Below are 25,659 nucleotides of genomic sequence, written 5' to 3' on the forward strand. Positions count from 1 at the left end.
CAATGCGCTTAGTATAACCTGAACTTGTGACGCTCACGGGATACGCGAAGAAGTTGATTTGCCGAAAAAAGGGCAAAAAAAACCCCCACATCATGTGGGGGAAGACAGGGATGGTGTCTATGGCAAGGAAAACAGGGTTTGTTACTGGGGTTGCAGGGTGTTGCTACTACTCGAAAGCATCATTGCTGAGCCTTTCTGCATCCTTGCAACCTCACGCAACTGATCCATACGTTGCTGGTGCTTAGCATTTAAAACCGCTTGCTGCTCTGGCGTAAGCAGGTGGTACATCTGGTTGCGGACCTTAGCCATTTCAACCTGGCGAGCAACCTGTTCCTGCGCCATCTTTTCTGCCTGAGCGCGCACAGCGTTTTCATCAAAATTTTCTGCGGTGACAAGGCGATGCATTGTCTCCATTTCGCTAACATTAACGGGGAGCCTGTCGTGGCGTGCCCGTTGCATAAGATCCCGTAACTGCTGACGTTGCTGCTCGGTTAAACTTATGCCGTCAAACATATGGCTCTGGCTACCGCGCTGTCCCCCTTCGTCTCCGGGGAGCCAGTTAACGCTGGTAACGACTTCAGCGGCCTGGCTATATGCACTTAGCGCCAGCGTTGAGGCCATGACGGCAGCGATAACATTGCGCATCACATACTCCCAAAACGTTTGTGTCGCGATTCAACGAGAGACAGTCTACGATTCAGGCTGCAAACATGCGTCAGGGGGTGTAAAACAACGTAAAGTCATGGATTAGCGGGCCTTGATGACGTAATTTCTGCCTCGGAGGTATTTAAAAGATGAATAAAATCCTGTTAGTTGATGATGACCGGGAGCTCACCTCCCTGTTAAAAGAGCTGCTCGATATGGAAGGTTTTAACGTGCTGGTGGCCCATGATGGGGAACAGGCGCTGGCCCTTCTGGACGACAGCGTTGATTTATTGCTGCTCGACGTGATGATGCCGAAGAAAAACGGTATCGATACGCTGAAAGAGCTGCGTCAGACACACCAGACCCCGGTTATCATGCTAACAGCGCGCGGGAGCGAGCTGGATCGCGTTCTCGGCCTTGAGCTGGGCGCGGATGACTATTTGCCTAAGCCGTTCAACGATCGTGAACTGGTGGCCCGTATACGCGCGATTCTGCGCCGTTCCCACTGGAGCGAGCAGCAGCAGACGACCGAAGCCGGATCGCCAACGCTGGAAGTGGATGCCTTAAGCCTGAACCCGGGCCGCCAGGAAGCCAATTTCGATGGTCAGACGCTGGAGCTCACCGGTACCGAGTTCACCCTGCTCTATCTGTTAGCGCAGCATCTCGGCCAGGTAGTGTCGCGTGAACATTTAAGCCAGGAAGTGTTAGGCAAGCGCCTGACGCCGTTCGACCGCGCCATCGATATGCATATTTCCAACCTGCGGCGTAAGCTGCCGGAGCGCAAAGATGGCCATCCGTGGTTTAAAACGCTGCGTGGCCGCGGGTATCTGATGGTTTCCGCTTCATGATTGGAAGTTTGACTGCACGCATCTTCGCCATCTTCTGGCTCACGCTGGCGCTGGTGTTGATGCTGGTGCTGATGTTGCCCAAACTGGATTCCCGGCAGATGACCGAGCTGCTGGAAAGCGAGCAGCGTCAGGGCATCATGATCGAGCAGCACGTCGAGGCCGAGCTGGCCAACGATCCGCCAAACGACCTGATGTGGTGGCGCCGTCTGTTTCGCGCCATCGATAAATGGGCGCCGCCGGGACAACGCCTGCTGCTGGTGACCAGCGAAGGCCGCGTGATCGGCGCAGAACGCAACGAGATGCAGATCATTCGTAACTTTATCGGCCAGGCCGATAATGCCGATCATCCGCAGAAAAAACGCTATGGCCGCCTGGAAATGGTGGGCCCGTTTTCCGTCAGGGACGGCGAGGATAACTATCAGCTCTATCTGATTCGTCCCGCCAGCACCTCCCAATCCGACTTTATCAACCTGTTGTTTGACCGGCCGCTGCTGCTGCTGATCGTCACGATGCTGGTCAGCGCCCCGCTGCTGCTGTGGCTGGCGTGGAGCCTGGCGAAACCGGCGCGTAAGCTGAAAAACGCCGCCGACGAAGTCGCCCAGGGCAACCTGCGCCAGCATCCGGAGCTGGAAGCCGGGCCGCAGGAGTTCTTAGCCGCTGGCGCCAGCTTTAACCAGATGGTCACCGCGCTGGAGCGGATGATGACCAGCCAGCAGCGGCTGCTGTCTGATATCTCGCATGAGCTGCGTACACCACTTACGCGCCTGCAGTTGGGCACCGCCCTGCTGCGTCGCCGCAGCGGTGAGAGCAAGGAGCTGGAGCGCATCGAAACCGAGGCGCACCGGCTGGACAGCATGATCAACGACCTGCTGGTGATGTCGCGCAATCAGGCCAAAAATGCCCTGGTCAGCGAGACGGTGAAAGCCAATCAGCTGTGGGGCGAAGTGCTGGACAACGCGGCGTTTGAAGCCGAGCAGATGGGTAAATCTTTCACCGTTGAGTATCCGCCGGGCCCCTGGCCGCTGTACGGTAATCCTAATGCGCTGGAAAGCGCGCTGGAAAATATCGTCCGCAACGCCCTGCGCTACTCACACACGAAGATTTCCGTCAGCTTCTCGGTGGATAAAGACGGGATTACGGTTAACGTCGACGACGACGGCCCGGGCGTCAGCCCGGAGGATCGCGAACAGATTTTCCGGCCATTCTACCGGACCGACGAGGCGCGCGACCGCGAGTCCGGCGGCACCGGCCTGGGGCTGGCGATTGTCGAAACCGCTATTCAGCAACACCGCGGTTGGGTGAAGGCCGACGACAGCCCGCTGGGTGGTTTGCGCTTAACCCTTTGGCTGCCGCTGTATAAGCGCACCTGACTCTGTCCCGGCTTGCGCTGCGCTAAGCCGGGAGCATCCCCGAAAATACTCAATGTGGGGGAATTATTTCCCCCACAATCTCCGCGAACTATCCTCGATCTTACCGCTTAAACGTCGTTTCTGCAGCGTTCTGCTCCAGCTCACCGACAGGCCCGCAGCCGACAATAAACGATGATACTGATCATCATCAAACGGCATCTGCCAGGCAATCGCCCCGGCCTCATGGACACTGACATCGCTCAGCCGGGAAACCAGTTCTAGGGGCGCATCGCTGGAGACTTGCCCCCCGGCAATCACCCGATACAACCAGCCGGTCTTCCCGCTGTTTTGCACCAGCTGCGCCATATCACCGATCGCAAAATGAAAGTTGAGCTTGAAGCACGGCGATCGCGGCTGGGTGACCTGGATCAGCGCCTCGCCCCAGCGAAAGATATCGCCGATATAAACATTTTGCTCGGTGAGCCCGGTGGTGGAGAGGTTTTCGCCGAACGCCGGCGCGCAGAAGCGCTCGGCCTGCTGGGGGAATTCACGCATCCAGTCGGCATAGTGTTCGCGCGGATAGTGGCACAGCGCGCGGTCCGGCCCGCCGTGTATTTTCTTCTCCGCCTGCTCATCCCCATCGAGGCCGAGATCGCCGAGCTGCAATTCGCCATCGACCTGGATTTTGCCGATCGCGCTGGGGCGACTGCCCGCGTAGTCCCTGATTTTGCCGACAAAGACATTCACCGGATAATGCATGGCTGCTCTCCTTGCTACAGATATAAAAAAAGCGAGTCATCAGACTCGCTTCTCTCTTAGCGCAATGCAACCTTATTTTTTAGCGGCAAAACGCGCTGCAGCTTCGTCCCAGTTCACTACGTCCCAGAAGGCTTTGATGTAGTCCGGACGACGGTTCTGGAATTTCAGGTAATAAGCGTGTTCCCACACGTCCAGACCCAGGATCGGGAAGCCGGAAGCGCCGGAAATGGCTTCGCCCATCAGCGGGGAATCCTGGTTGGCGGTGGAGACAACGGCCAGTTTGTCACCTTTCAGGACCAGCCACGCCCAGCCAGAGCCGAAACGGGTCGCAGCGGCTTTTTCGAATTCCGCTTTGAAATTGTCTACAGAGCCGAAATCGCGCTCGATAGCCGCTTTCAGGTCACCCTGCAGGGTGGTGCCGGTTTTCAGGCCTTTCCAGAACAGGCTGTGGTTAGCGTGGCCGCCCGCGTTGTTACGCAGTACGGTCTTTTTGTCAGCCGGCAGCTGATCCAGCTTGGTGATCAGCTCTTCAGCGGACAGGTTAGCGAACTCCGGCAGGCTTTCCAGCGCGGCGTTGGCATTGTTCACGTAGGTCTGATGGTGTTTAGTGTGATGGATCTCCATCGTCTGCTTGTCGAAGTGCGGTTCCAGAGCATCGTAAGCGTACGGCAGGGATGGCAGGGTATAGCTCATAATCATCTCCATTATTGTCGAGCGGCTCAAGTGTTAACGCCGCGTAAGCAGTTTGTCCATTATAGTTAATTAAATGGTATTGAAAATGCTTATCAATGCCGTATTTTTCATATGGATATAACCAGAAGAAATACCCGTCATTTTGTGATGTAGAACAACTAATTAAGCCCATGGTTGCCAGGGTTCGCCATCCTGTGGCAACGGCTTGAAGGCGGCCAAAGCGGCTAATTTTTACACTCATCACATCGGAAGCCGCCGTCTCCGATAAAAAAAGATGAGGATAAAATCAATGAACCACGCGATTACGATGGGTATTTTTTGGCATTTGATAGGGGCCGCCAGTGCCGCCTGTTTCTATGCCCCGTTCAAAAAAGTAAAACACTGGTCGTGGGAAACCATGTGGTCGGTTGGAGGGATCGTCTCCTGGCTGATCCTGCCCTGGGCCATCAGCGCCACGCTGTTACCCGACTTCTGGGCCTACTACCGCTCCTTTAACGCCTCCACGCTGCTGCCGGTCTTCCTGTTCGGCGCTATGTGGGGCATCGGTAATATCAACTATGGCCTGACCATGCGCTATCTTGGCATGTCGATGGGGATTGGCATCGCCATTGGCATCACGCTGATTGTCGGCACGCTGATGACGCCGATTATTAACGGTCAGTTTTCGGTGCTGATGCACACCCAGGGCGGTCAAATGACGCTGCTCGGCGTGCTGGTGGCGGTGATTGGCGTCGGCATCGTCACCCGCGCAGGCCAGCTGAAAGAGCGCAAAATGGGCATCAAAGCCGAAGAGTTCAATCTGAAGAAAGGACTTCTGCTGGCGGTGATGTGCGGTATCTTCTCCGCAGGGATGTCGTTCGCGATGAACGCCGCCAAACCGATGCATGACGCCGCCGCAGCGCTCGGCGTCGACCCGCTGTACGCGGCGCTGCCAAGCTACGTAGTCATTATGGGCGGCGGGGCGCTGGTCAACCTCGGCTTCTGCTTTATTCGTCTGGCGAAAGTGAAGAACCTGTCAGTCAAAGCCGATTTCTCGCTGGCCAAACCGCTCATCATCAGCAACCTTCTGCTCTCCGCCCTCGGCGGCCTGATGTGGTATCTCCAGTTCTTCTTCTATGCCTGGGGCCACGCCAGCATTCCGGCGCAGTATGACTATATGAGCTGGATGCTGCACATGAGTTTCTACGTGCTGTGCGGCGGTCTGGTGGGTCTGGTGCTGAAGGAGTGGAACAACGCCGGTCGTCGTCCGGTGAGCGTCCTGAGCCTCGGCTGCGTGGTGATCATCATCGCCGCCAATATCGTCGGTCTGGGGATGGCCAGTTAACCACCGGGTCATCAGCCAGACAACGACGGTCTTCAGGCGGCGGCGCGACTGCGCTGCCGCCACTGCCCCGGCGACATGCCGATTTCCCGGCTAAAAACCACCGAAAAGTAGTTACTGTCCTCAAAGCCGCACTGCATGGCGATATCGCCGATTAAGCGCTCGGTATGCTGCAGCAGATACTGCGCATGGCAGATCCGCAGCTGGCGTAAATAGTGATTGATGGTCATCCCGGTTTGCTGGCGAAACTGCTGGCGAAGCGCCCGCTCGCTGCCGCCCTCCTGCTCGCAGAAACGCTCCAGAACAAAGGGGCGGCTGAGGCTGGCCGCCAGCGCGGCCAGCAGTTTGTCCAGCAGCGCTTCGCGCTGCGTCGCCGCGGGATCATCCGTCGCGTAGCGATGGCGCTGCAACGTCAGCGCCAGCTGGGCAAAAAGCAGTTCGGCCATCGCATTTCCCTGCGCGTCGCGCCGGGCGCACTCATGCTCAAGCTGGCTAATCACCTGGCGCGCCTGCGCCATACCTGTGCTGCCCATGCGCCAGTGGGGCTTCCACGGCGTGCCAAAGAGGCCAGGGATCGTCCCCGCCCAGTCAAAATTGAGCTGCAGCCGCTCCGGGCAATAGATGATGTTCTGCAGGACTAAATCATTAACCGAAGCATAGGAGTGTTTATCTTCGGCGCGAATATAGAACAGATCGCCGCGGGTAATGCGCCAGGGGCGATCGTTAAGGACGTGCAGCCCGTTGCCGCGCCACACCAGCACCAGCTCGCAGAACTCGTGGGTATGCTCGGCAAAAACATTTTGCGGGTAGCGGTCAGCCACCGCCACTGCCTGCGTGGCGGAAGGGAAAAACTCCTCTTTACGTAGAATCAGACCGGCCACGGCTCACACTCCAAACGCGGATAAGGGCGCATTATTCGCGTTTTTAGCCCGCAATACGTTGACTCTTCTCGCGTTACTGAAGAATGGCGTCGCGGCCCTGGCGGATATCGCGCGGCGACCAGTCAAATTCGCGGCGAAAAAGCGTCGAAAAGTGGTTACTGTCGCCGAAGCCGCAGCGAAAAGCGATATCAGTCACGCTTTCATCGCTGTGGCGCAGCAGATGCCGGGCCTTCATCAGGCGCACCCGATTAAGATAGCGCTGCGGCGTCAGGCCGGTCTGCTGCTTCAGCTGGCGGTGCAGGGTACGCAGCGACAGCGAAAACTGCGCCGCCACCTCCTCCCAGCAGATCTCTTGGGCAAAATGATCTTCCAGCCAGGCCAGCAGCTGATTCAGCCGCGCATCATTGTTGGTAGCCTCTTCCGCAAGACTGCTTTTACGCAACAGCACCAGCAGCTGCATAAACAGGATCTCACGGCTGGCGACGGCATGAGTATCCGTATCGCTCCCCACGGCCTCGATCTGCGCCACGATATGCCGCACCTGTTGCAGGACGGTTTGATTCACCCGCCAGTGCGAGGGGTAGTTTCCTTCCTGTTCCTGGGGCAGTAGTTGACTGACCCCGGCGAGAAAGCGAAACGCATCCGGCGCGCGATAGAGCACATTGGTCAGACACAGATTATCCGTGTGCTCGTAAAGATGCCGGTCGTGATCGCGGATAAAACAGACCGAACCGCCGCCAATGGTGTAGGGCTGGCCATTGAAGACGTGAATACCCGATCCCTGCTCCACGATAACTATTTCATGGAAATCATGGTGATGTTCCGGAAAGGCCGACTGAGGGAGGCGGGGTTCAATAGCCACCGTCGAGATCCCGGCCTTAAAGAAATCCGTACTGTGCAATATGGTCATGATGCCACCCTCGTAATGAGAAAAATTATCAGTCACCGGCTGATAGTAATGAAGGGTTGGCTATCCGGCCTTCAATTTTTGACCATGAAATTCGTAAATCCTGCCGCTTTTTCAAGAATCAGTCGGAAAGATACGGAACTGCGGACGCCATCACATCCCCCTCGCCACCCCCTAAAACCGCAAATTGTGATTTCCCTCACGGTCACCTTTGCTTTCTTGCCAGCGGCCAGTTTTGACTGTCCGTAGCGAGAAGGTGTCAGTAAGCGGCCTTTTTTAGACTGCGGACAATGATTTTAAGAAGGGTCTTTCCATGAGTATTCGTCATTGTGTCGCCGTCGATTTAGGCGCCTCCAGCGGGCGGGTGATGCTCGCCAGCTATCAGTCCGGGCCACGCGCCCTGACCCTGCGGGAAATCCATCGCTTCACCAACAGCCTGCAGAAGGTGGATGGCTTCGACTGCTGGGATGTGGATAGCCTGGAAGGCGAGATCCGTCGCGGGCTGGAGAAAGTGTGTGAGCAGGGCATCCTGATCGACAGTATCGGCATCGATACCTGGGGGGTGGATTATGTCCTGCTGGATAAGCAGGGCCAGCGCGTCGGACTGCCGATCTCCTATCGCGACGACCGCACCCAGGGCCTGCTACGTCACGCTGAAGAACAGCTGGGCCGGGCGGAGATCTATCGCCGCAGTGGTATTCAGTTTCTGCCGTTTAACACCCTTTACCAGCTGCGCGCCCTGGTGGAGCAGCAGCCGGAGCTGGTCAGTCAGGCCGCGCATGCCCTGCTGATCCCCGACTATTTCAGCTTCCGCCTGACCGGCAATCTGAACTGGGAATATACCAACGCCACCACCACCCAGCTGGTTAACATCAATAGCGATAGCTGGGATGAGACGCTGCTGAACTGGACCGGCGCGCCGTTGGCGTGGTTCGGAACGCCGACCCACCCCGGCAATGTGATTGGTCACTGGATCTGCCCGCAGGGCAACCGTATTCCGGTGGTCGCTGTCGCCAGCCACGACACCGCCAGCGCGGTGATCGCCTCTCCGCTGGCCGACCGTGATGCCGCCTATCTCTCCTCCGGCACCTGGTCGCTGATGGGGTTTGAAAGCCTGACCCCATACAACTGCGACGCGGCGCTGCAGGCCAATATCACCAACGAAGGCGGAGCGGAAGGCCGCTATCGGGTGCTGAAAAATATCATGGGCCTGTGGCTGCTGCAGCGGGTGCTGAAAGAGCAAAACGTCAGCGACCTGCAGGGGCTGATCGCCCGCACCGCCGCGCTACCGGCGTGCCGCTTCATGATTGACTGCAACGATGACCGCTTTATCAACCCGGCCAGTATGAGCGCCGAGATCCAGGCCGCCTGTCGCGATGCCGGGCAGCCCGTTCCTGAAAGCGATGCCGAGCTGGCGCGCTGCATTTTCGACAGCCTGGCGCTGCTCTACGCCCGGGTGCTTAACGAGCTGGTGGCGCTGCGCGGCCAGCCCTTCAGCCAGCTGCATATCGTCGGCGGCGGCTGCCAGAACGCGCTGCTTAACCAGCTGTGCGCTGACGCCTGCGGGATCGCCGTCGTGGCCGGCCCGGTGGAGGCCTCCACCCTCGGCAATATCGGCATCCAGTTAATGACCCTCGACGAGCTGGCCAATGTCGATGAGTTTCGTCAAGTGGTGCGCGACAACGCGGCGCTCACCGCTTTTACCCCCAATCCTGATAGTGAAATTGCCCGTTTCGTGGCGCAGTTTCAGCCACAACAGACCAAGGAGCTTTGCGCATGACCACTCAACTTGAACAAGCCTGGGAAATTGCTAAGCAGCGCTACGCCGCCGTCGGCGTGGATGTCGAGGAGGCCCTGCGCCAGCTGGACCGTCTGCCCGTCTCCATGCACTGCTGGCAGGGTGACGACGTCGCCGGTTTCGAAAACCCGGCGGGAAGCCTGACCGGCGGCATCCAGGCGACCGGCAACTACCCAGGCAAAGCGCGCAATGCTGAAGAGCTACGCGCCGACCTTGAGCAGGCGCTGAGCCTGATCCCGGGACCAAAGCGTCTCAACCTGCACGCTATTTACCTGGAATCCGACGCGCCGGTAGCGCGCAATGAGATTAAGCCGGAGCACTTTAAAAACTGGGTTACGTGGGCGAAAGCCAACAAACTGGGGCTGGATTTCAACCCCTCCTGCTTCTCGCATCCGCTGAGCGCCGACGGCTTTACCCTGTCGCACGCCAACGATGAGATCCGCCAGTTCTGGATCGACCACTGCAAAGCCAGCCGTCGCGTATCCGCTTATTTTGGCGAACAGCTGGGTACCCCATCGGTGATGAATATCTGGGTGCCGGACGGCATGAAAGATATTACCGTTGACCGCTTCGCGCCGCGCCAGCGGTTGCTGAATGCCCTTGATGAGGTGATCAGCGAGAAGCTCGACCCGGCGCACCATATTGACGCCGTGGAGAGCAAGCTGTTCGGCATCGGCGCCGAAAGCTACACCGTCGGCTCCAACGAGTTCTATATGGGCTACGCCACCAGCCGCCAGACGGCGCTGTGTCTCGATGCCGGCCATTTCCACCCGACGGAAGTGATCTCCGACAAAATCTCTGCCGCCATGCTCTACATCCCGCGCCTGCTGCTGCACGTCAGCCGCCCGGTACGTTGGGACAGCGACCACGTGGTGCTGCTGGATGATGAAACCCAGGCCATCGCCAGTGAAATCATTCGCCACAACCTGTTTGACCGCGTGCACATCGGCCTCGACTTCTTCGATGCCTCCATCAACCGCATCGCGGCCTGGGTAATTGGTACCCGCAATATGAAAAAAGCGCTGCTGCGCGCCCTGCTGGAACCGACCGCTCAGCTTCGTCAGCTGGAGAACGACGGCGATTACACCGCCCGCCTGGCGCTGCTCGAAGAGCAAAAATCGCTGCCATGGCAGGCCATCTGGGAGATGTACTGTCAGCGTCACGACACGCCGGCGGGCAGTCAGTGGCTGGACAACGTACGGGCTTATGAGAATGCGGTTCTGAGCCAGCGCGGGTAATGCACGGGCTTTCCCGGGTCGCGGCTGACGCCTTACCCGGGCTACGAACTGCGCGATGTTGCCAGAGCGCACCGAACAGTTCCCTCTCCCCTGTGGGGAGAGGGTTAGGGTGAGGGGCTACCCCCACCAAATCAACAGGAAAGACAAGACTATGCAGACCATTATCGACGCCTGGTTCGTCCAGGGCATGATCAAAGCCACCTCCGACGCCTGGCTGAAAGGCTGGGACGAACGCAACGGCGGCAACCTGACGCTGCGTCTGGATGAAGCGGATATCGAACCTTATGCGGCGGATTTCCACGCCAAACCGCGTTACATCGCCCTCAGCCAGCCGATGCCAATCCTGGCCAACCAGCCATTTATCGTCACCGGCTCCGGCAAATTCTTCCGTAACGTCCAGCTCGACCCGGCCGCTAACCTCGGCGTGGTAAAGGTCGACAGCGATGGCGCGGGATACCATATCCTGTGGGGCCTCACCGAGGATGCCGTACCGACCTCCGAGCTGCCGGCACACTTCCTGTCGCATAGCGAGCGCATCAAACTGACCGGCGGCAAAGACCGGGTGATCATGCACTGCCATGCCACCAACCTGATCGCCCTGACCTATGTTCTGGAGAACCACAGCGATCTGTTCACCCGCAAGCTGTGGGAAGGTAGCACCGAATGTCTGGTGGTCTTCCCGGACGGCGTCGGCATTCTGCCGTGGATGGTGCCGGGCACCGATGAAATCGGCCAGGCGACCGCCGAAACCATGCAAAAACACTCGCTGGTGCTGTGGCCATTCCACGGCGTCTTCGGCAGCGGCCCCACGCTGGATGAGACCTTCGGCCTGATCGACACCGCCGAGAAGTCCGCCGAAGTGCTGGTGAAAGTCTTGTCCATGGGCGGGATGAAGCAGACCATCACCCGCGAAGAGCTTATCGCCCTTGGCAAACGCTTCAACGTGCAGCCGCTGCAGTCCGCTTTAGATCTTTATCCATAACAACATCGCGCCCCGCTCACCGAGACGGGGCGAAACATCACCTGCAAACCCTACAAAACTAACTCATGTGGAGTAAAAGCAATGAAAACAAAGACAAGCTTGATCCTCACCGTTGCCGCCCTGGCGTTGTCCGGTTCCGCCTTAGCAGAAGTTAAGATCGCCCTTGTGGCGAAATCGCTGGGAAATGGCTTCTTCGAAGCCGCCAACGTTGGCGCCCAACAGGCAGCCAAAGAGTTAGGTGATGTCAAAGTGATCTACACCGGCCCGACCACTACCACCGCCGAAGCGCAGATCGATGTGCTGAACGGGTTGATCGCCCAGGGCGTGGATGCGATCGCCATTTCCGCCAACGATCCGGACGCCGTGGTACCGATGCTGAAAAAAGCGATGCAGCGCGGCATCAAGGTGGTCTCGTGGGACTCCGGCGTGGCGCCGGCAGGCCGCCAGATCCATCTTAACCCCTCGAATAACGCCTTAATTGGCGAAACCAACGTCAAGCTCGCCGCCGATGCGCTGAAGGCGCTGAACGTTGAGAAAGGCGAGGTGGCCGTGTTAAGCGCCACCCCAACCTCCACTAACCAGAACATCTGGATTGAGGAGATGAAAAAGGTGCTGCCGCAGTATCCGTCCGTGCAGCTGGTCACTGTCGCCTACGGTGACGATCTGTCGGATAAAAGCTACCGCGAAGCGGTGGGCCTGCTGAAATCATATCCGGACCTGAAAGTCATTGTTTCGCCGTCATCGGTGGGCATTGTTGCCGCCGCGCAGGCGGTGAAGGATCAGGGCAAAATCGGCAAAGTCTATGTCACCGGGCTGGGGCTGCCGTCGGAAATGGCCGGCGCGATCAAGTCCGGCGCCAGCAAAAGCTTCGCCATCTGGAACCCGATTGACCTGGGCTACGCCGCCACCTATCTGGCCGACGATTTAGTCAAAGGCACGGCGACCAAAACCGAAGCCAGTATGGGCAAGCTGGGCAAAGTGAAGCTGGATGCTGAGGGGAATGGCGCGATGGCCGAGCCGTTCGTCTACGATGCGAGCAACATCGATAAGTTCTCGAAAATTTTCTAACCCTTGTTCCCTCACCCCGGCCCTCTCCCGGAGGGAGAGGGGGAAAGGCTGGTCCTCTGCACGATGTGGCCAGCGGACGCCGGACCGTTCCCACGCCCCTTTGGGGAGAGGGTTAGGGTGAGGGGTGATTTTTGTGGAGAACTATCATGTCAGCATCAACGCCACTGCTGTCGCTGAAGGGGATCACCAAGATTTTTCCCGGTGTGCGCGCCCTTGAGAACGTGCAGCTTGATCTCTGGCCCGGCAAAGTGACCGCCTTAATCGGCGAAAACGGCGCGGGGAAATCCACGCTGGTCAAAGTGATGACCGGTATTTATCAGCCCGAAGAGGGCGAGATCCTCTATAAAGCGATCCCTATTCATCTGCCAACGCCGGAATCGGCGCATAAGGTAGGGATCACCGCCATTCACCAGGAAACCGTGCTGTTTGACGAACTCTCGGTCAGTGAAAATATTTTCGTCGGCCAGTATCTGTATAAGGGACTGCTCAAAACGCTCGACTGGCCGGCGATGCACCGCAGAGCCAGCGAGATCCTCACCCGGCTGGAAGTCCAGATCGACCCGCGGGCCACGCTGAAAACCCTCAGCATCGCCCAGCGACACATGGTGGCGATTGCCCGGGCGCTGGCTTTCGACGCCCAGGTGGTGATCCTCGATGAGCCGACCGCCGCGCTCTCCCAGCATGAAATCCTGGAGTTTTATCACATCGTTGAGCGTCTGAAGCAGGACGGCAAAGCGATCCTGTTTATCTCGCATAAGTTCGATGAAATTTTCGAACTGGCCGATTATTACACCATCCTGCGTGATGGGGTGTACGTCAGCTCCGGGGCGATAAGCGACATCACCGAAGAGCGGATGGTGTCGATGATGGTGGGCCGGGCGATCACCCAAACCTACCCGAAAGTCGGCTGCACGCCCGGAGAAACGGTGCTGGAGGTGACCGATCTCTGTCATCCTACCGAGTTTGCCCATATCAGCTTCCGCCTGCGCAAGGGCGAAATTCTCGGCTTTTACGGCCTGGTGGGCGCCGGACGCACCGAGCTGATGCAGGCGCTCTCCGGTGTCTCGCGTCCCTCCTCCGGCGAGATCCGCCTGAACGGCAGCCCCATGCGCTTTCGCCAGCCCGCCGACGCCATCCGCGCGGGCATCGTCTGCGTGCCGGAAGAGCGGCAGAAACAGGGGGCGATCATCGCCCTGTCCATCGCCCAGAACATCAGTCTGCCGCAGCTCAGCAAGCTCAATCCTAACGGCGTCCTGAACGACGCCCGGGAATGGCGGCTGGCGGACGAGTACGCCTCGCGCCTGCAGGTTAAAGCCTTCAGCTGGCGGCAGCCGGTGGAGACCCTCTCTGGCGGCAATCAGCAGAAAGTGGTGATCGGCAAATGGCTGGCGACCCATCCCGAGGTGATTATCCTCGACGAGCCGACCAAAGGCATTGATATCGGCTCAAAAGCCGCCGTGCATCAGTTTATGTCCGAGCTGGTCAGCCAGGGACTGGCGGTGATTATGGTCTCGTCAGAGCTGCCGGAAGTGATGGGCATGGCCGACCGGATTATCGTGATGCACGAAGGGCTGATGGTCGCCGAATACCAGGCCGGTGAAGCGACAGCGGAAACCATCGTTAGCGCGGCCAGCGGCATCGGCCAGGAGGCGGCATGATGGGACACGCATGGCTTAAACATCGCGAAGCGCTGCTGGCTTTGGTCATCATTTTGATGATCGGCGCCATCGGCAGCCGGGCGCCGTCGTTCGTTTCACCGGGCAATCTGGTGGAGATGTTTAACGATACCGCCATCCTTATCATTCTCGCCCTCGGCCAGATGATGGTGTTGCTCACCAAAGGCATCGATCTGTCGATGGCCGCCAACCTGGCGCTGACCGGGATGATCGTCGCCCTGCTTAACGCCCACTATCCGGGTATTCCGGTGGTGGCGCTGCTGGCACTGGCAACCCTGCTGGGCCTGCTGATGGGGATGATTAACGGCCTGCTGGTCTGGCGCCTCGGCATTCCCGCCATCGTGGTGACCCTGGGCACCATGAGCATTTATCGCGGCATTATCTTCCTGCTGACTGACGGCGGCTGGGTTAACTCACATCAGATGAGCGCTGATTTTCTCAGTCTGCCGCGCAGCACGCTCATGGGATTACCGCTTCTGAGCTGGTGCGCCATCGCCGCGCTGCTGCTGGTGGGTTATTTCCTGCGCTACAGCCGCACCGGCCGGGCCTTATACACCGCAGGCGGCAACGCGACGGCGGCGTACTACACCGGCATTAACGCCGGAAAAATGCAGTTCGTCAGTTTCTGTCTCTCCGGCGCGCTGGCCGGCTTCTGCGGCTATCTGTGGATCTCGCGCTTCGCCGTCGCCTATGTCGACGTGGCGAACGGCTTTGAACTGCAGGTGGTCGCGGCCTGCGTGATCGGCGGTATCAGTACCATGGGCGGAAGCGGACGGGTGCTGGGCTGCCTGTGCGGCGCGCTGTTCCTCGGGGTCATCAATAACGCCCTGCCGGTGATCGGCATCTCGCCCTTCTGGCAAATGGCGATTTCCGGGGCGGTGATCGTCATGGCGGTGCTGCTCAACGAGCGCGGCAATCGCGGTCACGGGCGGTTAATCCTGCGCAACGCGGCGTTAGCCCGACAGAAACAGGCGGTGAAATCATGAGCAAAATGATGGTATCTGAAGAGATGAAAAACGCCCCGGCCGCGCCGTCGCCGCTGCGCCGCCTGCTGTGCTGGGAAGGGTTTTTACTGGCGGTCACCCTGGCGGTATTTATCGGCAACGCGGTGGCTTCCCCGTACTTCCTCAATATCTGGAACCTCTCGGACGCGACCTTTACCTTTACCGAGAAGGCGATCGTCGTCCTGCCGATGGCGATGCTGATTATCGCCCGGGAAATCGATCTGTCGGTGGCCTCGACGATGGCGCTCAGCTCAACGGTGATGGGCTTCTGCGCGGCAGCGGGGGTGGACACGCCGCTGCTGGTGATCATCGGCCTGGGCGTAGGTCTGCTGTGCGGCCTGTTCAACGGCTTGCTGGTGACTCGCTTTAACCTGTCGTCCATTGTGATCACCATCGGCACCATGAGCCTGTATCGCGGCATCACCTATATCCTGCTGGGCGATCAGGCGCTCAATCACTATCCGGAGAGCTTTGCCTGGTTCGGCCAGGGCTACGTGTGGGGGGCGCTCTCTTTTGAGTTTGCGCTGTTTATCCTCCTCGCGGCCGCCTTCACCTTCCTGCTGCATAAAACCAACTTTGGTCGCCGGACCTACGCCATCGGCAATAACCCGACCGGCGCCTGGTTTTCGGGGATCAATGTTAAGCGTCATAACCTGGTGCTGTTCGCGCTGGTCGGGCTGATGGCCGGGCTGGCGGCGGTCCTGCTGACCTCACGGCTCGGCAGTACCCGCCCCACCCTGGCGATGGGCTGGGAGCTGGCGGTTGTCACCATGGCGGTGCTCGGCGGCGTCAATATTCTCGGCGGCTCCGGCAGCATGCCCGGGGTGATCATTGCCGCCTTTCTGATGGGGCTGGTGACCTTCGGCCTGAGCCTGCTGAACGTCCCCGGCATCGTGATGTCGGTGATTATCGGCGCCATGCTGATCGTGGTGATCTCCCTGCCGATTATTACCCGGCGGATGATGCAGCGAAGACGATGTTAATTTCCCCCTCACCCTGGCCCTCTCCCCAAGGGAGAGGGGACTGCCCGGCGCACGCAGGCAGCCTGTAGTCCGGGACCGGTTTTCCCCCTCTCCCTGCGGGAGAGGGCTGGGGTGAGGGGAAACGGATTTTCCAAAATCAACATTAAGGAGAATTATCATGAGTTTTATGTTGGCACTACCTAAAATCAGCCTCCACGGTGCAGGCGCTATCGGTGATATGGTCAAGCTGGTAGCGGGCAAACAATGGGGCAAGGCGCTGATCGTCACCGACGGTCAACTGGTGAAGCTGGGCCTGCTGGACAGTCTGTTTTCTGCGCTGGATGAACAGCAGATGGCTTATCAGCTGTTTGACGGCGTGTACCCCAATCCCACCGAAGCGCTGGTGCAGCAAGGCTACGCGGCGTACCAGGCGGCCCGCTGCGATTACCTGATCGCCTTCGGCGGCGGCAGCCCGATTGATACCGCCAAGGCGATAAAAATCCTCACCGCCAACCCTGGTCCCTCCACCGCATACTCCGGCGTCGGCAAAGTGAAAAACGCTGGCGTGCCGCTGGTGGCCATCAACACCACCGCCGGCACGGCGGCGGAGATGACCAGCAACGCCGTGATTATCGATAGCGAGCGGCAGGTAAAAGAGGTGATTATCGACCCGAACCTGATCCCGGATATCGCCGTCGACGACGCCAGCGTGATGCTCGACATCCCGCCAGCCGTTACCGCCGCCACCGGCATGGATGCCCTGACCCACGCCATCGAGGCCTTTGTCTCCGTTGGCGCCCATCCCCTGACCGACGCCAACGCCCTCGAGGCCATTCGCCTGATCAACCTGTGGCTGCCGAAAGCGGTAGACGATGGTCACGATCTGCAGGCCCGCGAGCAGATGGCGTTTGGCCAATACCTGGCGGGCATGGCGTTCAATAGCGCCGGTCTCGGGCTGGTACACGCCCTGGCCCATCAGCCTGGCGCCACCCACAACCTGCCGCACGGGGTGTGCAACGCTATCCTGCTGCCGATCATCGAAAACTTTAACCGCCCGAACGCGGTGGCGCGCTTTGCCCGCGTGGCGCAGGCGATGGGCGTCGATACCCGCGGCATGAGCGACGAGGCTGCCAGCATGGAGGCCATCAATGCCATCCGCACGCTGAGCAAACGCGTAGGGATCCCCCAGGGTTTCAGCCAGCTTGGCGTCAGCAAAGCCGATATCGAAGGCTGGCTGGATAAAGCGCTGGCCGACCCTTGCGCGCCGTGTAACCCGCGCCCCGCCAGCCGCGATGAGGTTCGCGAGCTCTATCTGGAGGCCTTATGATCCGTAAAGCTTTCGTCATGCAGGTGAACCCCGACGCGCACGAGGAGTACCAGCGCCGCCATAACCCCATCTGGCCGGAGCTGGAAGCGGTGCTGAAGGACCACGGCGCGCACCATTACGCCATTTATCTCGATAAAGAACGCCATCTGCTGTTCGCGACGGTGGAGATTGAGTCGGAAGCCCGCTGGGAGGCGGTTGCCAGCACGGAAGTATGCCAGCGCTGGTGGAAATACATGCGCGAGGTGATGCCCAGCAACCCGGACAACAGCCCGCTGAGCGCGGAGCTCAAAGAAGTGTTTTATCTGGCGTGAAATCATGGCTGCCTCGCTGTGCTGAGTGGGGCAGCCGTTTTCAGCGCTGAGTAGGACGACTTACTCTGCGCCGTTGCGTCTCCTGCCGGTTTATTCCATCTCTATATTGCCGGGAGCTGGCGTAGCCCTGAAGGCATTCGTCGCTCTGTCCATCATCACCTGTTGGCTATTGCCGCAATCAAGTATCGTGTTTTGAGACGACGCTTTTTCTACCAGCACCGCGACCGCATCAAGGGCTTTTAATCTATCCGTCGTCAGCAAAGCGCTGACCTGAGCCGCAAAGCAAGCGTCCTCTTCGGAAGGGTGCGCCTGCTGCACTGACGCTTCCGTGGTCGCAACAATATGATTATTCGCAAGGTAGTTTCCTTTACCGGCAACCAGCCGGATGATGACCGGCTTTATTCCCTGTGGCCGAAGATACTGGATATCAATAGTTTCGGAAATATGATTGGCAATAACCGAGTTATTACTACCATTGATATGCAGCAGACCATAGGCATCATCCAGGCCATTGTCATAGGTCTGCATCGGCGGCCAGGGTTCGCGATCGCGGAAAAAATGATTTGCAGCGATGAGATTCTCCGCACAGTTATTTTCAAGAACCAACATTCCTGGATAAAATGAGTGCAATCGATTACTAGTAACGCTAGAACGAACAACGCCAGATAAATGAACGCTGCTGGCGCCACGCGGAAAGATATTGTTACCGGAAATCAATAACCCACCGAAGTTTTGGGCATAAATCGAATAACCTTTATAGCCTGCGCCAATCAGATTATCGGTTATTTTAGAAGCCTGTCCGGCGCCACGAAGCTCGATGCAGTTGCCGCATTCGGCGATAAAGTTATTATGGATAGCCATAGCATCACTATTGTACGTCGTGAGACCATGCTCAAGATAGATAAATCCCATGCCTGTAATCCGGAAAGCATCCTGAGCGCTGGCGATATAAATCCCTGTTTTGCCGTTAATATAGCTATTTTCCGGATCGTTGTTTCCCAATCCATCATCAATAAAGTGCAGGCCATCAATACAGAAGTTTTCAAACGCCACCGAACTAATTCGCGGCGCTCCGCTGCGTTTCACGTAAAATGCAGCGCCAGCATGTTCTTCATCGCCGGGATGCACACAAATATCGACCAGAATACGGCTACCACCCGGCCAAACATCATGCAAATACGCCCACTCGACAGCCGGCGTATTGAAACGAATACTTGAGGAGACAAAACCGTGTCCGGCACCCATAATTTTTAAATAACTGATATCGATAAAAACCTGCGTCTTGAGATGATAATCGCCGGGCGGAATATAGATAACGGCGCCAGGTTTCCCGCCGTTATTAACATCAGTTGCGGTTTGTCGTTTTTTAATATCGAGGATAATACTGTTAATAACCTCCCCAATATCCTTATAAGGATTACCGATATGCCACTGCGTCACGTCATAATAATTATTATGCGTCATAAAGAACCTCCTCTGATATGAAAAGAAAATCACTTAAAACATTCTAGTTTCATTAAGACTGATATTGAATGATAAATAATACGGATAGCCTGCTCCCCTACCCATTAACCGCGTCCTTTTTCCAGTTCACGTTTTGCAAGATCGGCTTTGATTTTTTCAAGGAAGGCGTTATTCAGCTTGAAGTAGCGCACCAGATACGCACTAATGAAATAACTCACCATCGGCAGCAGTGAGAACATCATGATAATGCCTTGAATGGTCTGGGAATTTTGCTGTGGTTCATTAGCGATATAGCCGGTAAACGCCAGAATCCAGGCGACGATTGCGCCAGCCACCGCCAGCCCCATTTTGAGCATAAAAAGGTTACCCGCGAAAGAGATACCGGTCAGGCGTTTACCGAACTTCCAGTCACCGTAGTCATCGACATCGGACATCATCGCCCACAGAATGGGGCCAGATTGAATTAAATGCAGAACGTTAATGACGATAAATAGCGCCATCAGCGGGGTCAATGATTGCGGATCGATAAACCACAGCGCCAATGACAGAAACCCGAGAATAATATTAATAATACGGAACAGCGCCAGCTTATCAAAGCGATCGGTAAGCGGTTTGGCAAGCACGCTGCCCAGCATATTACAGGCCACGCCCAGCGCCATAAAGAAGGTAATAAATCCGACAGACGCCTTCATGACATAAGTCGCATAATAAATAGTGACGCCACCGCGGATAAATGCCGGAAAAACGTTCAGGAAAGTAATAGAGATCATTAAGAGCCACTGATCGTTTTTGATAATATCCCGCAGGTCTTTCTTCAACGACTCGTTTTGCTTAACCGATACCACCCGCTCTTTAATGCTGGAAAAGCAGAACAGGAACATCAGCGTTGCCGCCCCGCCCATAATGACCATGGTCAGCTGGAAACCGGAGGCGCGGTCGCCGTTACCCAGCCAGTCGGTTAACGGCAGAATAGAGGAGGAGATAATTAATGTTGCCAGGCCATTCAGGAAAAAGCGCCATGACAGACAACCCATGCGCTCTTTTTGATTGAGGGTAATGACGCCGCCGACGGAGCAATAGGGAATATTAATCGCGGTATAAATCAGCGACATGACCAGATAAGTAACCCAGGCATAGATAATCTTTCCGTTCATGCTGAGTTCTGGGGTAGTGAACATCAGTACCGCGCCTAGACCAAACGGAAGCGCCATCCATAATAGCCATGGACGGAATTTTCCCCAGCGTGACACCGTGCGGTCGCAGATTGCCCCCATCAGCGGATCGCTAAACGCGTCAAAGATGCGAATAACGAGGAATAATGTGCCCACCACCCCGGCATTGAGGCCATAGACATCGGTATAAAACCACGTCAGATAGAGCGCCAGTACACTCCATATCATTCCTGAACCAGCGTCCCCCATCCCGTAGCCGATCTTCTCCCTCAACCCCAGCTTTTCATAAGCACTTGGCTTTTCCATTGCGGTAGCAGACATAAATATACCTATTTTTTGTTAAAAGGAGCCCATGGCGAAAATTGTCGCGCCATTTCTAAACATACATCCCTTACAGGGAAGTAATATTAATTTTTACGCTGCTCTCACGAACAATTAACCGAGAGACAATTTCGTGCATTTCAATACTGTCCGGCTGCTGTTGATGCTTCACCATCTGAAACGCGAGGTGAGCAATTTCATTTACCGGCTGTGCAACGCTGGTTATTTTTTTAGTTTGTGCCAGCAAGGTATTGTCAAAACTGGCAATCGCAACATCTTCAGGAATGGAGATGCCTTTTTCTTTTAGCCCATCGATAATATAATTTGCCGCAATATCGTTATACACTAGCAGACATGTACAGATTCGCTTCGGATCGCTGAGTTTCGCAATAATATCATCAAGAATGCTAATATGGCCTGATATCTTTTCCCCCTCTCCTTTGGCTATCCAGAACGAATTATCTTTAGCAAGTTTTAAACCATGACTCGCTATTTTTTTGGTATACGATGAAACCTTACGATTATCAACCCCTTCCTGGGCAACAAAGCCAAACGAAAGATGGCCTGTATGAATAAAATGTTCCGCAATACTTTCTGCCCCCCGGTCCTGGTTAATCGATACGGAGTTAAAGAACCGGGACACCTGGGTGACGACGGCGACCGGGATCCGGGTAATGCTTAACCATTCTGAAAGTTCGGCTTCTGCTTCTGTCGGCACCCATAGCAAACTGTCAATGCCCATCCCCACTAAGGTCAGAATAATATGTTTATCCTGCTGCGGCTGATTCTGATGCGTTTTAACGATCACCGATTTGCCGATATACCGGGCCTCTTCTTCCACCGTCGCCAGCAGTTCACAGAAATGAGGATTCACCAGGTTAGGCAAAACCACACCAATCAACCCTGAACATTTACCGCTAAGCTGAAACGAACTTTTGCTGGGGACATAGCAGAGATAATCCATCGCATCACGCACAGCCTGCCGCGTTTCCGGCACGACGCTGGGATGATTGTTGAGCACTCGCGATACGGTTGCCGTCGAGACCCCAGCTCTTTTCGCTACGTCTTTAATAGATGCCATGATGATTGAACATACCCTTTAACAATGGTGTTCACTATAAATTGTGATCTCTGCCAAGAATGTAATCCAGTTCACATGTTGCTGCGTTACATAGATCCATACTCTGGCCTCGCATTTTTATTTTACTGGCCATCGTTATTCATTTACGTTTCTTGAGAGAAATTAATGAACTCAAAAGATATCAATATTTTTAGGCAGGAAAAACAGAGGAGTGATTATATCATTACCCCTCATCACGGGGATGAGGGGGTTAGCTATTCAAGTATTAATACTTCTTTACTGAAGAAAAACAACCCATAGCCCTTTCATGTGTTTCTCATATTTAATATATCAACTTTCTTATCTTTCAGGCACATTCCTGTGCCATGAAATTTCGGAGATTAAACAATCATCGCATTATCCCGAAGCGGCTCGGTTTTCGCCTTACCCGCTAACGTAAACGCGGAGATTAAGGTGACCGTCAGGGCAATACCGCCGAGGATCATATAGGTATCCTGAAAGCCGATCCGATCGTACATATTGCCGGCGAAGGCGGAGAGGAAGATCGCCGCCACCTGCTTGGCGAACTGGAAGCCCACCAGGTAAATGGTCGCCGACAGCCGGACATCAAACACACCGGTAATGTATTTAAAGGCGCCCACCAGCAGGAACGGCACCTCCAGCGCATGGAGCATTTTCAACGCTATGACTTCCGCGGCCGTAGTGGCGAAGGAAGAGCCAATCATTCTTGCCGCCATCACCATCCCGGCGATCAGCAGGGTATTCTTCGCCCCGATGCGGTTAATAATCCACGGCGAGCTGAACATAATGATGGCGTTACATATTTCTCCCGCGGTGGTGGCGAAACCAAAGGCGCGGGTGCCCGCTTCCGGGGTCGCGAAGAACGATTTAAAAAAGGTGGCGAACTGCTGATCAAAAACGTCATACACGCAGGCCACGCCGATGACATACAGAATAAACATCCACATCTTACGCTGGCGGAACATGCGCACCGCCGTTTTTAAATCGATCGCCGGGCGATTGGCGCCGAGCGAATCCATCACCTGCGCGGACTGACTGGCCTGCGGTTTGGCGATGGCCACCAGTACCACCAGCAGCAGCGCGGCGGCCGACCCCATCCAGAACACCCATTCGGGATTAATGCTGAACAGCATTCCGGCGGTGGTCGCGCACAACGCCCATCCCAGACAGCCAAAGGTGCGCGCCTTGCCGTATTCAAACCCGCTGTTGCGGCTTACCCGTTCGATATAGGCCTCCATCGCGCCGGCGCCTGCGGAGAATACAAAGCCGATATAGGCGCCGCCGCTCAGCGCCCCGAGCCAGATGTTGGTTTTCAGCAGCGGAGCGAAAACATAGAGGAAGAAGGGAGCAATCAGCACCAGCAGAACAGTCACGATCCACATCAGGTGTTTTTTCAGCCCCAGCTTGTCAGAGATCACCCCGAGGACCGGCTGGAAACAGATGGCGAACAGCGACAGGCTGGAGAAAACGAGGCCGGTTTCGGTTTTATTCAGGCCGATGACGTCCGACAGCCAGATCGGCAGAAACGGAAAGCAGGTGGCCATGATGAAGAAGTAGAGAAAGAAGAACAGCCCGAAAATCCAGAAGTTGGGGTTGTTTTTGTGGGTACAGACGGTCGGGTTCATTATATTTTCCTCAAGAAGGGCCGCGACGCGGCCCGATACCATCACACGCGTTGCAGGCCAATCAGAATGGCGCTTTCCGGGTCGAGGATGGGCAGCGCCAGCCCCGCCTGCTGTAGCCACTCACCGCTCACCGTCTGCGGCGTCGTCATCCATGCCGGCAGCTTCCGCATGGTGTGGCCACCCTCGCCGGTTATCTGAATGTTCGGATGATCGAGGAGCGTCACCTGATAGCGGGCGCTCGCCTCCAGCCCCGCCAGGCGCAGCGGCGCCATCAGGGTGTAGTCCGGCATCGCCAGCTGGCTGACGAGGAAAATCGCCTGCGCTTTATCCGGGCTGACGACGCCATGGGCAAGGGTGGTAGCGTCCGGCATATCCATCCGCCACTGCACGCCGTGATGGATCACGTCGCGCCACTGTTTATGTAAGGCCGCATATTTCCGGTATCCGGCGCGCTCTTCTTCATCAGCGCTCACCGGATCCAGCTCAAGTCCCATATGACCAAACAGCGCCGTCAGGCCGCGGAAGGCGATACTGTGCTGGCGGAAGGTGGCATGACAGTGGCGATTGCCAATATGCGCGCCCATCACCTCCGGCGGGAAGAAGTAGCTCATGCCGCGCTGGATGGTGTTGCGCTCAAGGGCGTCATTATTGTCAGACGCCCAGAAGCGATGGCTGCGCTTGAGGACTTCATAATCGATCCGCCCGCCCCCGGAGGAGCAGGATTCAAATTCAATGTGCGGGAAACGGGCCACCAGCGTATCCAGCAGGCGGTAGAACTGGCGCGTTTGCGCGTCCGCGGCGGCGCGTCCCTGATGCCCAGGCTGCACCAGCTCGCGGTTCATATCCCACTTCACGTAGTCCACCGCGTGCTCGCCCAGCAGCCAGCTCATCCGCTCCAGCAGATAATCAAACGCTTCCGGAATGTTGAGATTCAGGACAAACTGATGGCGGCCGGTCAGCGGGGTATAGCCCGGCAGCGCCAGCACCCAGTCCGGGTGCGCCCGGTACAGATCGGAGTCCGGGTTAATCATTTCCGGCTCCACCCAAATACCGAATTCCATCCCCAGCGATTTCACGTGATCAATAACCGGCGTCAGGCCGTAGGGGTATTTTTTCTCATCAAGATACCAGTCCCCAAGCGCCGCCCAGTCGTCGTTGCGCCCTTTAAACCAGCCGTCATCGATAATAAAGCGCTCGACGCCCAGCGCCGCCGCCTCGTCAGCCATACGCATGATGTAGTCCGGGTCGTGGTCGAAATAGATCCCCTCCCAGGTGTTGAGATGCACCGGGCGCGGCTTGTTGCCCGGGAAGCGAATAATCCGTTCGCGCAGATAACGATGGAACTGCTGGCTCATGCCGTTCAGCCCGTTCGCCGAGTAGCTGGCATACAGGTACGGTGTCCACAAGGTTTCCCCTTCCGCCAGCGCCATTTCACCCGGCAGATAGAGCGCCTCGGCCTGTAGATAGCGGCGGCCATCGGTTTTCACCTCTGCCCGCAGGCGATGGTTACCGCTCCAGGCCAGATGTACGCCCCAGACTTCACCCTGCATCTCGCTAAAGGCGCGGCTGCCGGTGATCAGGGCCGGGAAATGTTCGTGAGAGGTGCGCCCGCGGCGGTTCTCCAGCACAAAGCTGTCGTGCTCCAGCGTCAGGCGGTGAGGCTGGAACTCGCGGATCCAGCGGCCATGGAAAGCCATCACCTCGCGAGCGCGTTCGGCGACCGGCAATGTGACCGCCAGGCGATCCACCTGCCATGGGCTGGCGCGCAGATTGGTCACGCCATGGCGCACGCTCAGCACGCCGCTGGCATCCAGCGCGATCTCGCTGTGCAGACGCAGGCCGGCCTGTGGATCTTCGCTGACCAGGATCAGCGTCTGGCCCTCGTGCCGCACTTCGCTGGTGGTGAACAGCGGAGAGGCATCCAGACCCTGACGATGGCCTTCAATGCCCGGCGCACCAAACAGGCCATGGCCCAGCTCTGCCATTAAGGTCACTGGCGAATCGACATCCAGTCTGCCGTTGGCGACCGGGCGCGTCAGGCTGTCGGCATCCTGCGGTGAAAAGTGGCTTAAATGTGGCCCCCAGTAGACAATTTCGGCGAAAGGGCGAGTTTTAATGACAACATCGGCACCGGCGCTTTGCAGGTGAATCAGCGAATCAGACATCAGACATCTCCATAACAAGGAATGTCTTACTGTTGATCCGA

Annotated in this window: 22 protein-coding genes; 12 read left to right on the forward strand and 10 right to left on the reverse strand. The window is 57.0% G+C overall.

The features are described from left to right. Positions 1–141: 141 nt before the first annotated feature. Positions 142–645: a cell-envelope stress modulator CpxP gene (gene cpxP, locus N438_RS26085; RefSeq protein ID WP_004178004.1), complete on the reverse strand. Its 504-nt coding sequence runs from the start codon at positions 643–645 to the stop codon at positions 142–144. A gap of 149 nt (positions 646–794) precedes the next feature. Between cpxP and cpxR the strand changes: the two genes are divergently transcribed. Together cpxR and cpxA are read left to right on the forward strand one after the other, a co-directional pair. Next, entirely contained in the window at positions 795–1,493 is a 699-nt protein-coding gene (gene cpxR / locus N438_RS26090; RefSeq protein WP_002882901.1) for an envelope stress response regulator transcription factor CpxR, read from the forward strand. Further along, positions 1,490–2,863, forward strand: a complete 1,374-nt coding sequence (cpxA, locus tag N438_RS26095) for an envelope stress sensor histidine kinase CpxA (protein ID WP_008807874.1) — start codon at positions 1,490–1,492, stop codon at positions 2,861–2,863. Before cpxR ends, cpxA begins: the two co-directional genes overlap by 4 nt. Before the next feature lie 63 nt (positions 2,864–2,926). Here the strand turns inward: cpxA and yiiM are convergent, their stop codons facing one another. Then, entirely contained in the window at positions 2,927–3,601 is a 675-nt protein-coding gene (gene yiiM, locus N438_RS26100; RefSeq protein WP_008807875.1) for a 6-hydroxyaminopurine reductase, read from the reverse strand. A 72-nt stretch (positions 3,602–3,673) separates the two neighbouring features. Beyond that, positions 3,674–4,294, reverse strand: a complete 621-nt coding sequence (gene sodA / locus N438_RS26105; RefSeq protein WP_004203668.1) for a superoxide dismutase [Mn] — start codon at positions 4,292–4,294, stop codon at positions 3,674–3,676. A 289-nt stretch (positions 4,295–4,583) separates the two neighbouring features. Between sodA and rhaT the strand changes: the two genes are divergently transcribed. Beyond that, a complete protein-coding gene (gene rhaT / locus N438_RS26110; RefSeq protein ID WP_012543269.1) occupies positions 4,584–5,618 on the forward strand; it encodes an L-rhamnose/proton symporter RhaT in 1,035 nt (344 codons plus the stop codon). 32 nt (positions 5,619–5,650) lie between these two features. Here rhaT and rhaR read toward each other — a convergent pair whose 3' ends face one another. Then, positions 5,651–6,496 carry an HTH-type transcriptional activator RhaR gene (gene rhaR, locus N438_RS26115; protein WP_008807878.1) on the reverse strand — a complete coding sequence of 282 codons (846 nt, stop codon included), beginning with the start codon at positions 6,494–6,496 and terminating at the stop codon, positions 5,651–5,653. A gap of 73 nt (positions 6,497–6,569) precedes the next feature. Further along, complete coding sequence (gene rhaS, locus N438_RS26120; protein ID WP_004146257.1) at positions 6,570–7,406, reverse strand: HTH-type transcriptional activator RhaS; 837 nt, start codon at positions 7,404–7,406, stop codon at positions 6,570–6,572. 310 nt (positions 7,407–7,716) lie between these two features. Here rhaS (N438_RS26120) and rhaB point away from each other — a divergent pair, with 310 nt between their 5' ends. The 9 genes from rhaB (at position 7,717) to rhaM (ending at position 17,769) form a co-directional block, all read left to right on the forward strand. Then, positions 7,717–9,183 carry a rhamnulokinase gene (gene rhaB, locus N438_RS26130; RefSeq protein ID WP_116696585.1) on the forward strand — a complete coding sequence of 489 codons (1,467 nt, stop codon included), beginning with the start codon at positions 7,717–7,719 and terminating at the stop codon, positions 9,181–9,183. Next, positions 9,180–10,439: an L-rhamnose isomerase gene (gene rhaA / locus N438_RS26135; protein WP_012543272.1), complete on the forward strand. Its 1,260-nt coding sequence runs from the start codon at positions 9,180–9,182 to the stop codon at positions 10,437–10,439. The genes rhaB and rhaA overlap by 4 nt, the downstream gene beginning before the upstream one ends. Before the next feature lie 151 nt (positions 10,440–10,590). Then, positions 10,591–11,421 carry a rhamnulose-1-phosphate aldolase gene (rhaD, locus tag N438_RS26140; protein WP_008807883.1) on the forward strand — a complete coding sequence of 277 codons (831 nt, stop codon included), beginning with the start codon at positions 10,591–10,593 and terminating at the stop codon, positions 11,419–11,421. Positions 11,422–11,502: 81 nt separating this feature from the next. After that, a complete protein-coding gene (gene rhaS / locus N438_RS26145; RefSeq protein WP_116696586.1) occupies positions 11,503–12,489 on the forward strand; it encodes a rhamnose ABC transporter substrate-binding protein in 987 nt (328 codons plus the stop codon). A 146-nt stretch (positions 12,490–12,635) separates the two neighbouring features. Further along, on the forward strand, positions 12,636–14,147 hold the full coding sequence (locus N438_RS26150; RefSeq protein WP_012543274.1) for a sugar ABC transporter ATP-binding protein: 1,512 nt from the start codon (positions 12,636–12,638) through the stop codon (positions 14,145–14,147). Continuing rightward, positions 14,144–15,151, forward strand: coding sequence for an ABC transporter permease (locus N438_RS26155; RefSeq protein WP_023323427.1), 1,008 nt, complete (start codon positions 14,144–14,146; stop codon positions 15,149–15,151). The genes N438_RS26150 and N438_RS26155 overlap by 4 nt, the downstream gene beginning before the upstream one ends. Continuing rightward, a complete protein-coding gene (locus tag N438_RS26160; protein WP_008807887.1) occupies positions 15,148–16,152 on the forward strand; it encodes an ABC transporter permease in 1,005 nt (334 codons plus the stop codon). The genes N438_RS26155 and N438_RS26160 overlap by 4 nt, the downstream gene beginning before the upstream one ends. 157 nt (positions 16,153–16,309) lie before the next feature. Then, positions 16,310–17,458 carry a lactaldehyde reductase gene (gene fucO / locus N438_RS26165; RefSeq protein WP_016162045.1) on the forward strand — a complete coding sequence of 383 codons (1,149 nt, stop codon included), beginning with the start codon at positions 16,310–16,312 and terminating at the stop codon, positions 17,456–17,458. After that, positions 17,455–17,769, forward strand: a complete 315-nt coding sequence (rhaM, locus tag N438_RS26170) for an L-rhamnose mutarotase (protein ID WP_002882870.1) — start codon at positions 17,455–17,457, stop codon at positions 17,767–17,769. The genes fucO and rhaM overlap by 4 nt, the downstream gene beginning before the upstream one ends. A gap of 90 nt (positions 17,770–17,859) precedes the next feature. Here the strand turns inward: rhaM and N438_RS26175 are convergent, their stop codons facing one another. The 5 genes from N438_RS26175 to N438_RS26195 form a co-directional block, all read right to left on the reverse strand. Further along, a complete protein-coding gene (locus tag N438_RS26175) occupies positions 17,860–19,233 on the reverse strand; it encodes a NosD domain-containing protein (protein WP_064180742.1) in 1,374 nt (457 codons plus the stop codon). A gap of 104 nt (positions 19,234–19,337) precedes the next feature. Next, positions 19,338–20,726: a glycoside-pentoside-hexuronide (GPH):cation symporter gene (locus N438_RS26180; RefSeq protein WP_004187899.1), complete on the reverse strand. Its 1,389-nt coding sequence runs from the start codon at positions 20,724–20,726 to the stop codon at positions 19,338–19,340. A 70-nt stretch (positions 20,727–20,796) separates the two neighbouring features. After that, positions 20,797–21,807 carry a LacI family DNA-binding transcriptional regulator gene (locus N438_RS26185; RefSeq protein ID WP_004187910.1) on the reverse strand — a complete coding sequence of 337 codons (1,011 nt, stop codon included), beginning with the start codon at positions 21,805–21,807 and terminating at the stop codon, positions 20,797–20,799. Positions 21,808–22,187: 380 nt separating this feature from the next. Continuing rightward, the gene (locus N438_RS26190; protein WP_023296852.1) at positions 22,188–23,453 is read right to left on the reverse strand and encodes an MFS transporter; all 1,266 of its coding nucleotides are present in this window, start codon (positions 23,451–23,453) and stop codon (positions 22,188–22,190) included. Positions 23,454–23,494: 41 nt separating this feature from the next. Continuing rightward, on the reverse strand, positions 23,495–25,618 hold the full coding sequence (locus N438_RS26195; protein WP_116696587.1) for an alpha-galactosidase: 2,124 nt from the start codon (positions 25,616–25,618) through the stop codon (positions 23,495–23,497). Positions 25,619–25,659: the final 41 nt, after the last annotated feature.

This window comes from Klebsiella sp. GL120222-02 (assembly GCF_003097195.1).
Taxonomy (GTDB): Bacteria; Pseudomonadota; Gammaproteobacteria; order Enterobacterales; family Enterobacteriaceae; genus Klebsiella; species Klebsiella variicola.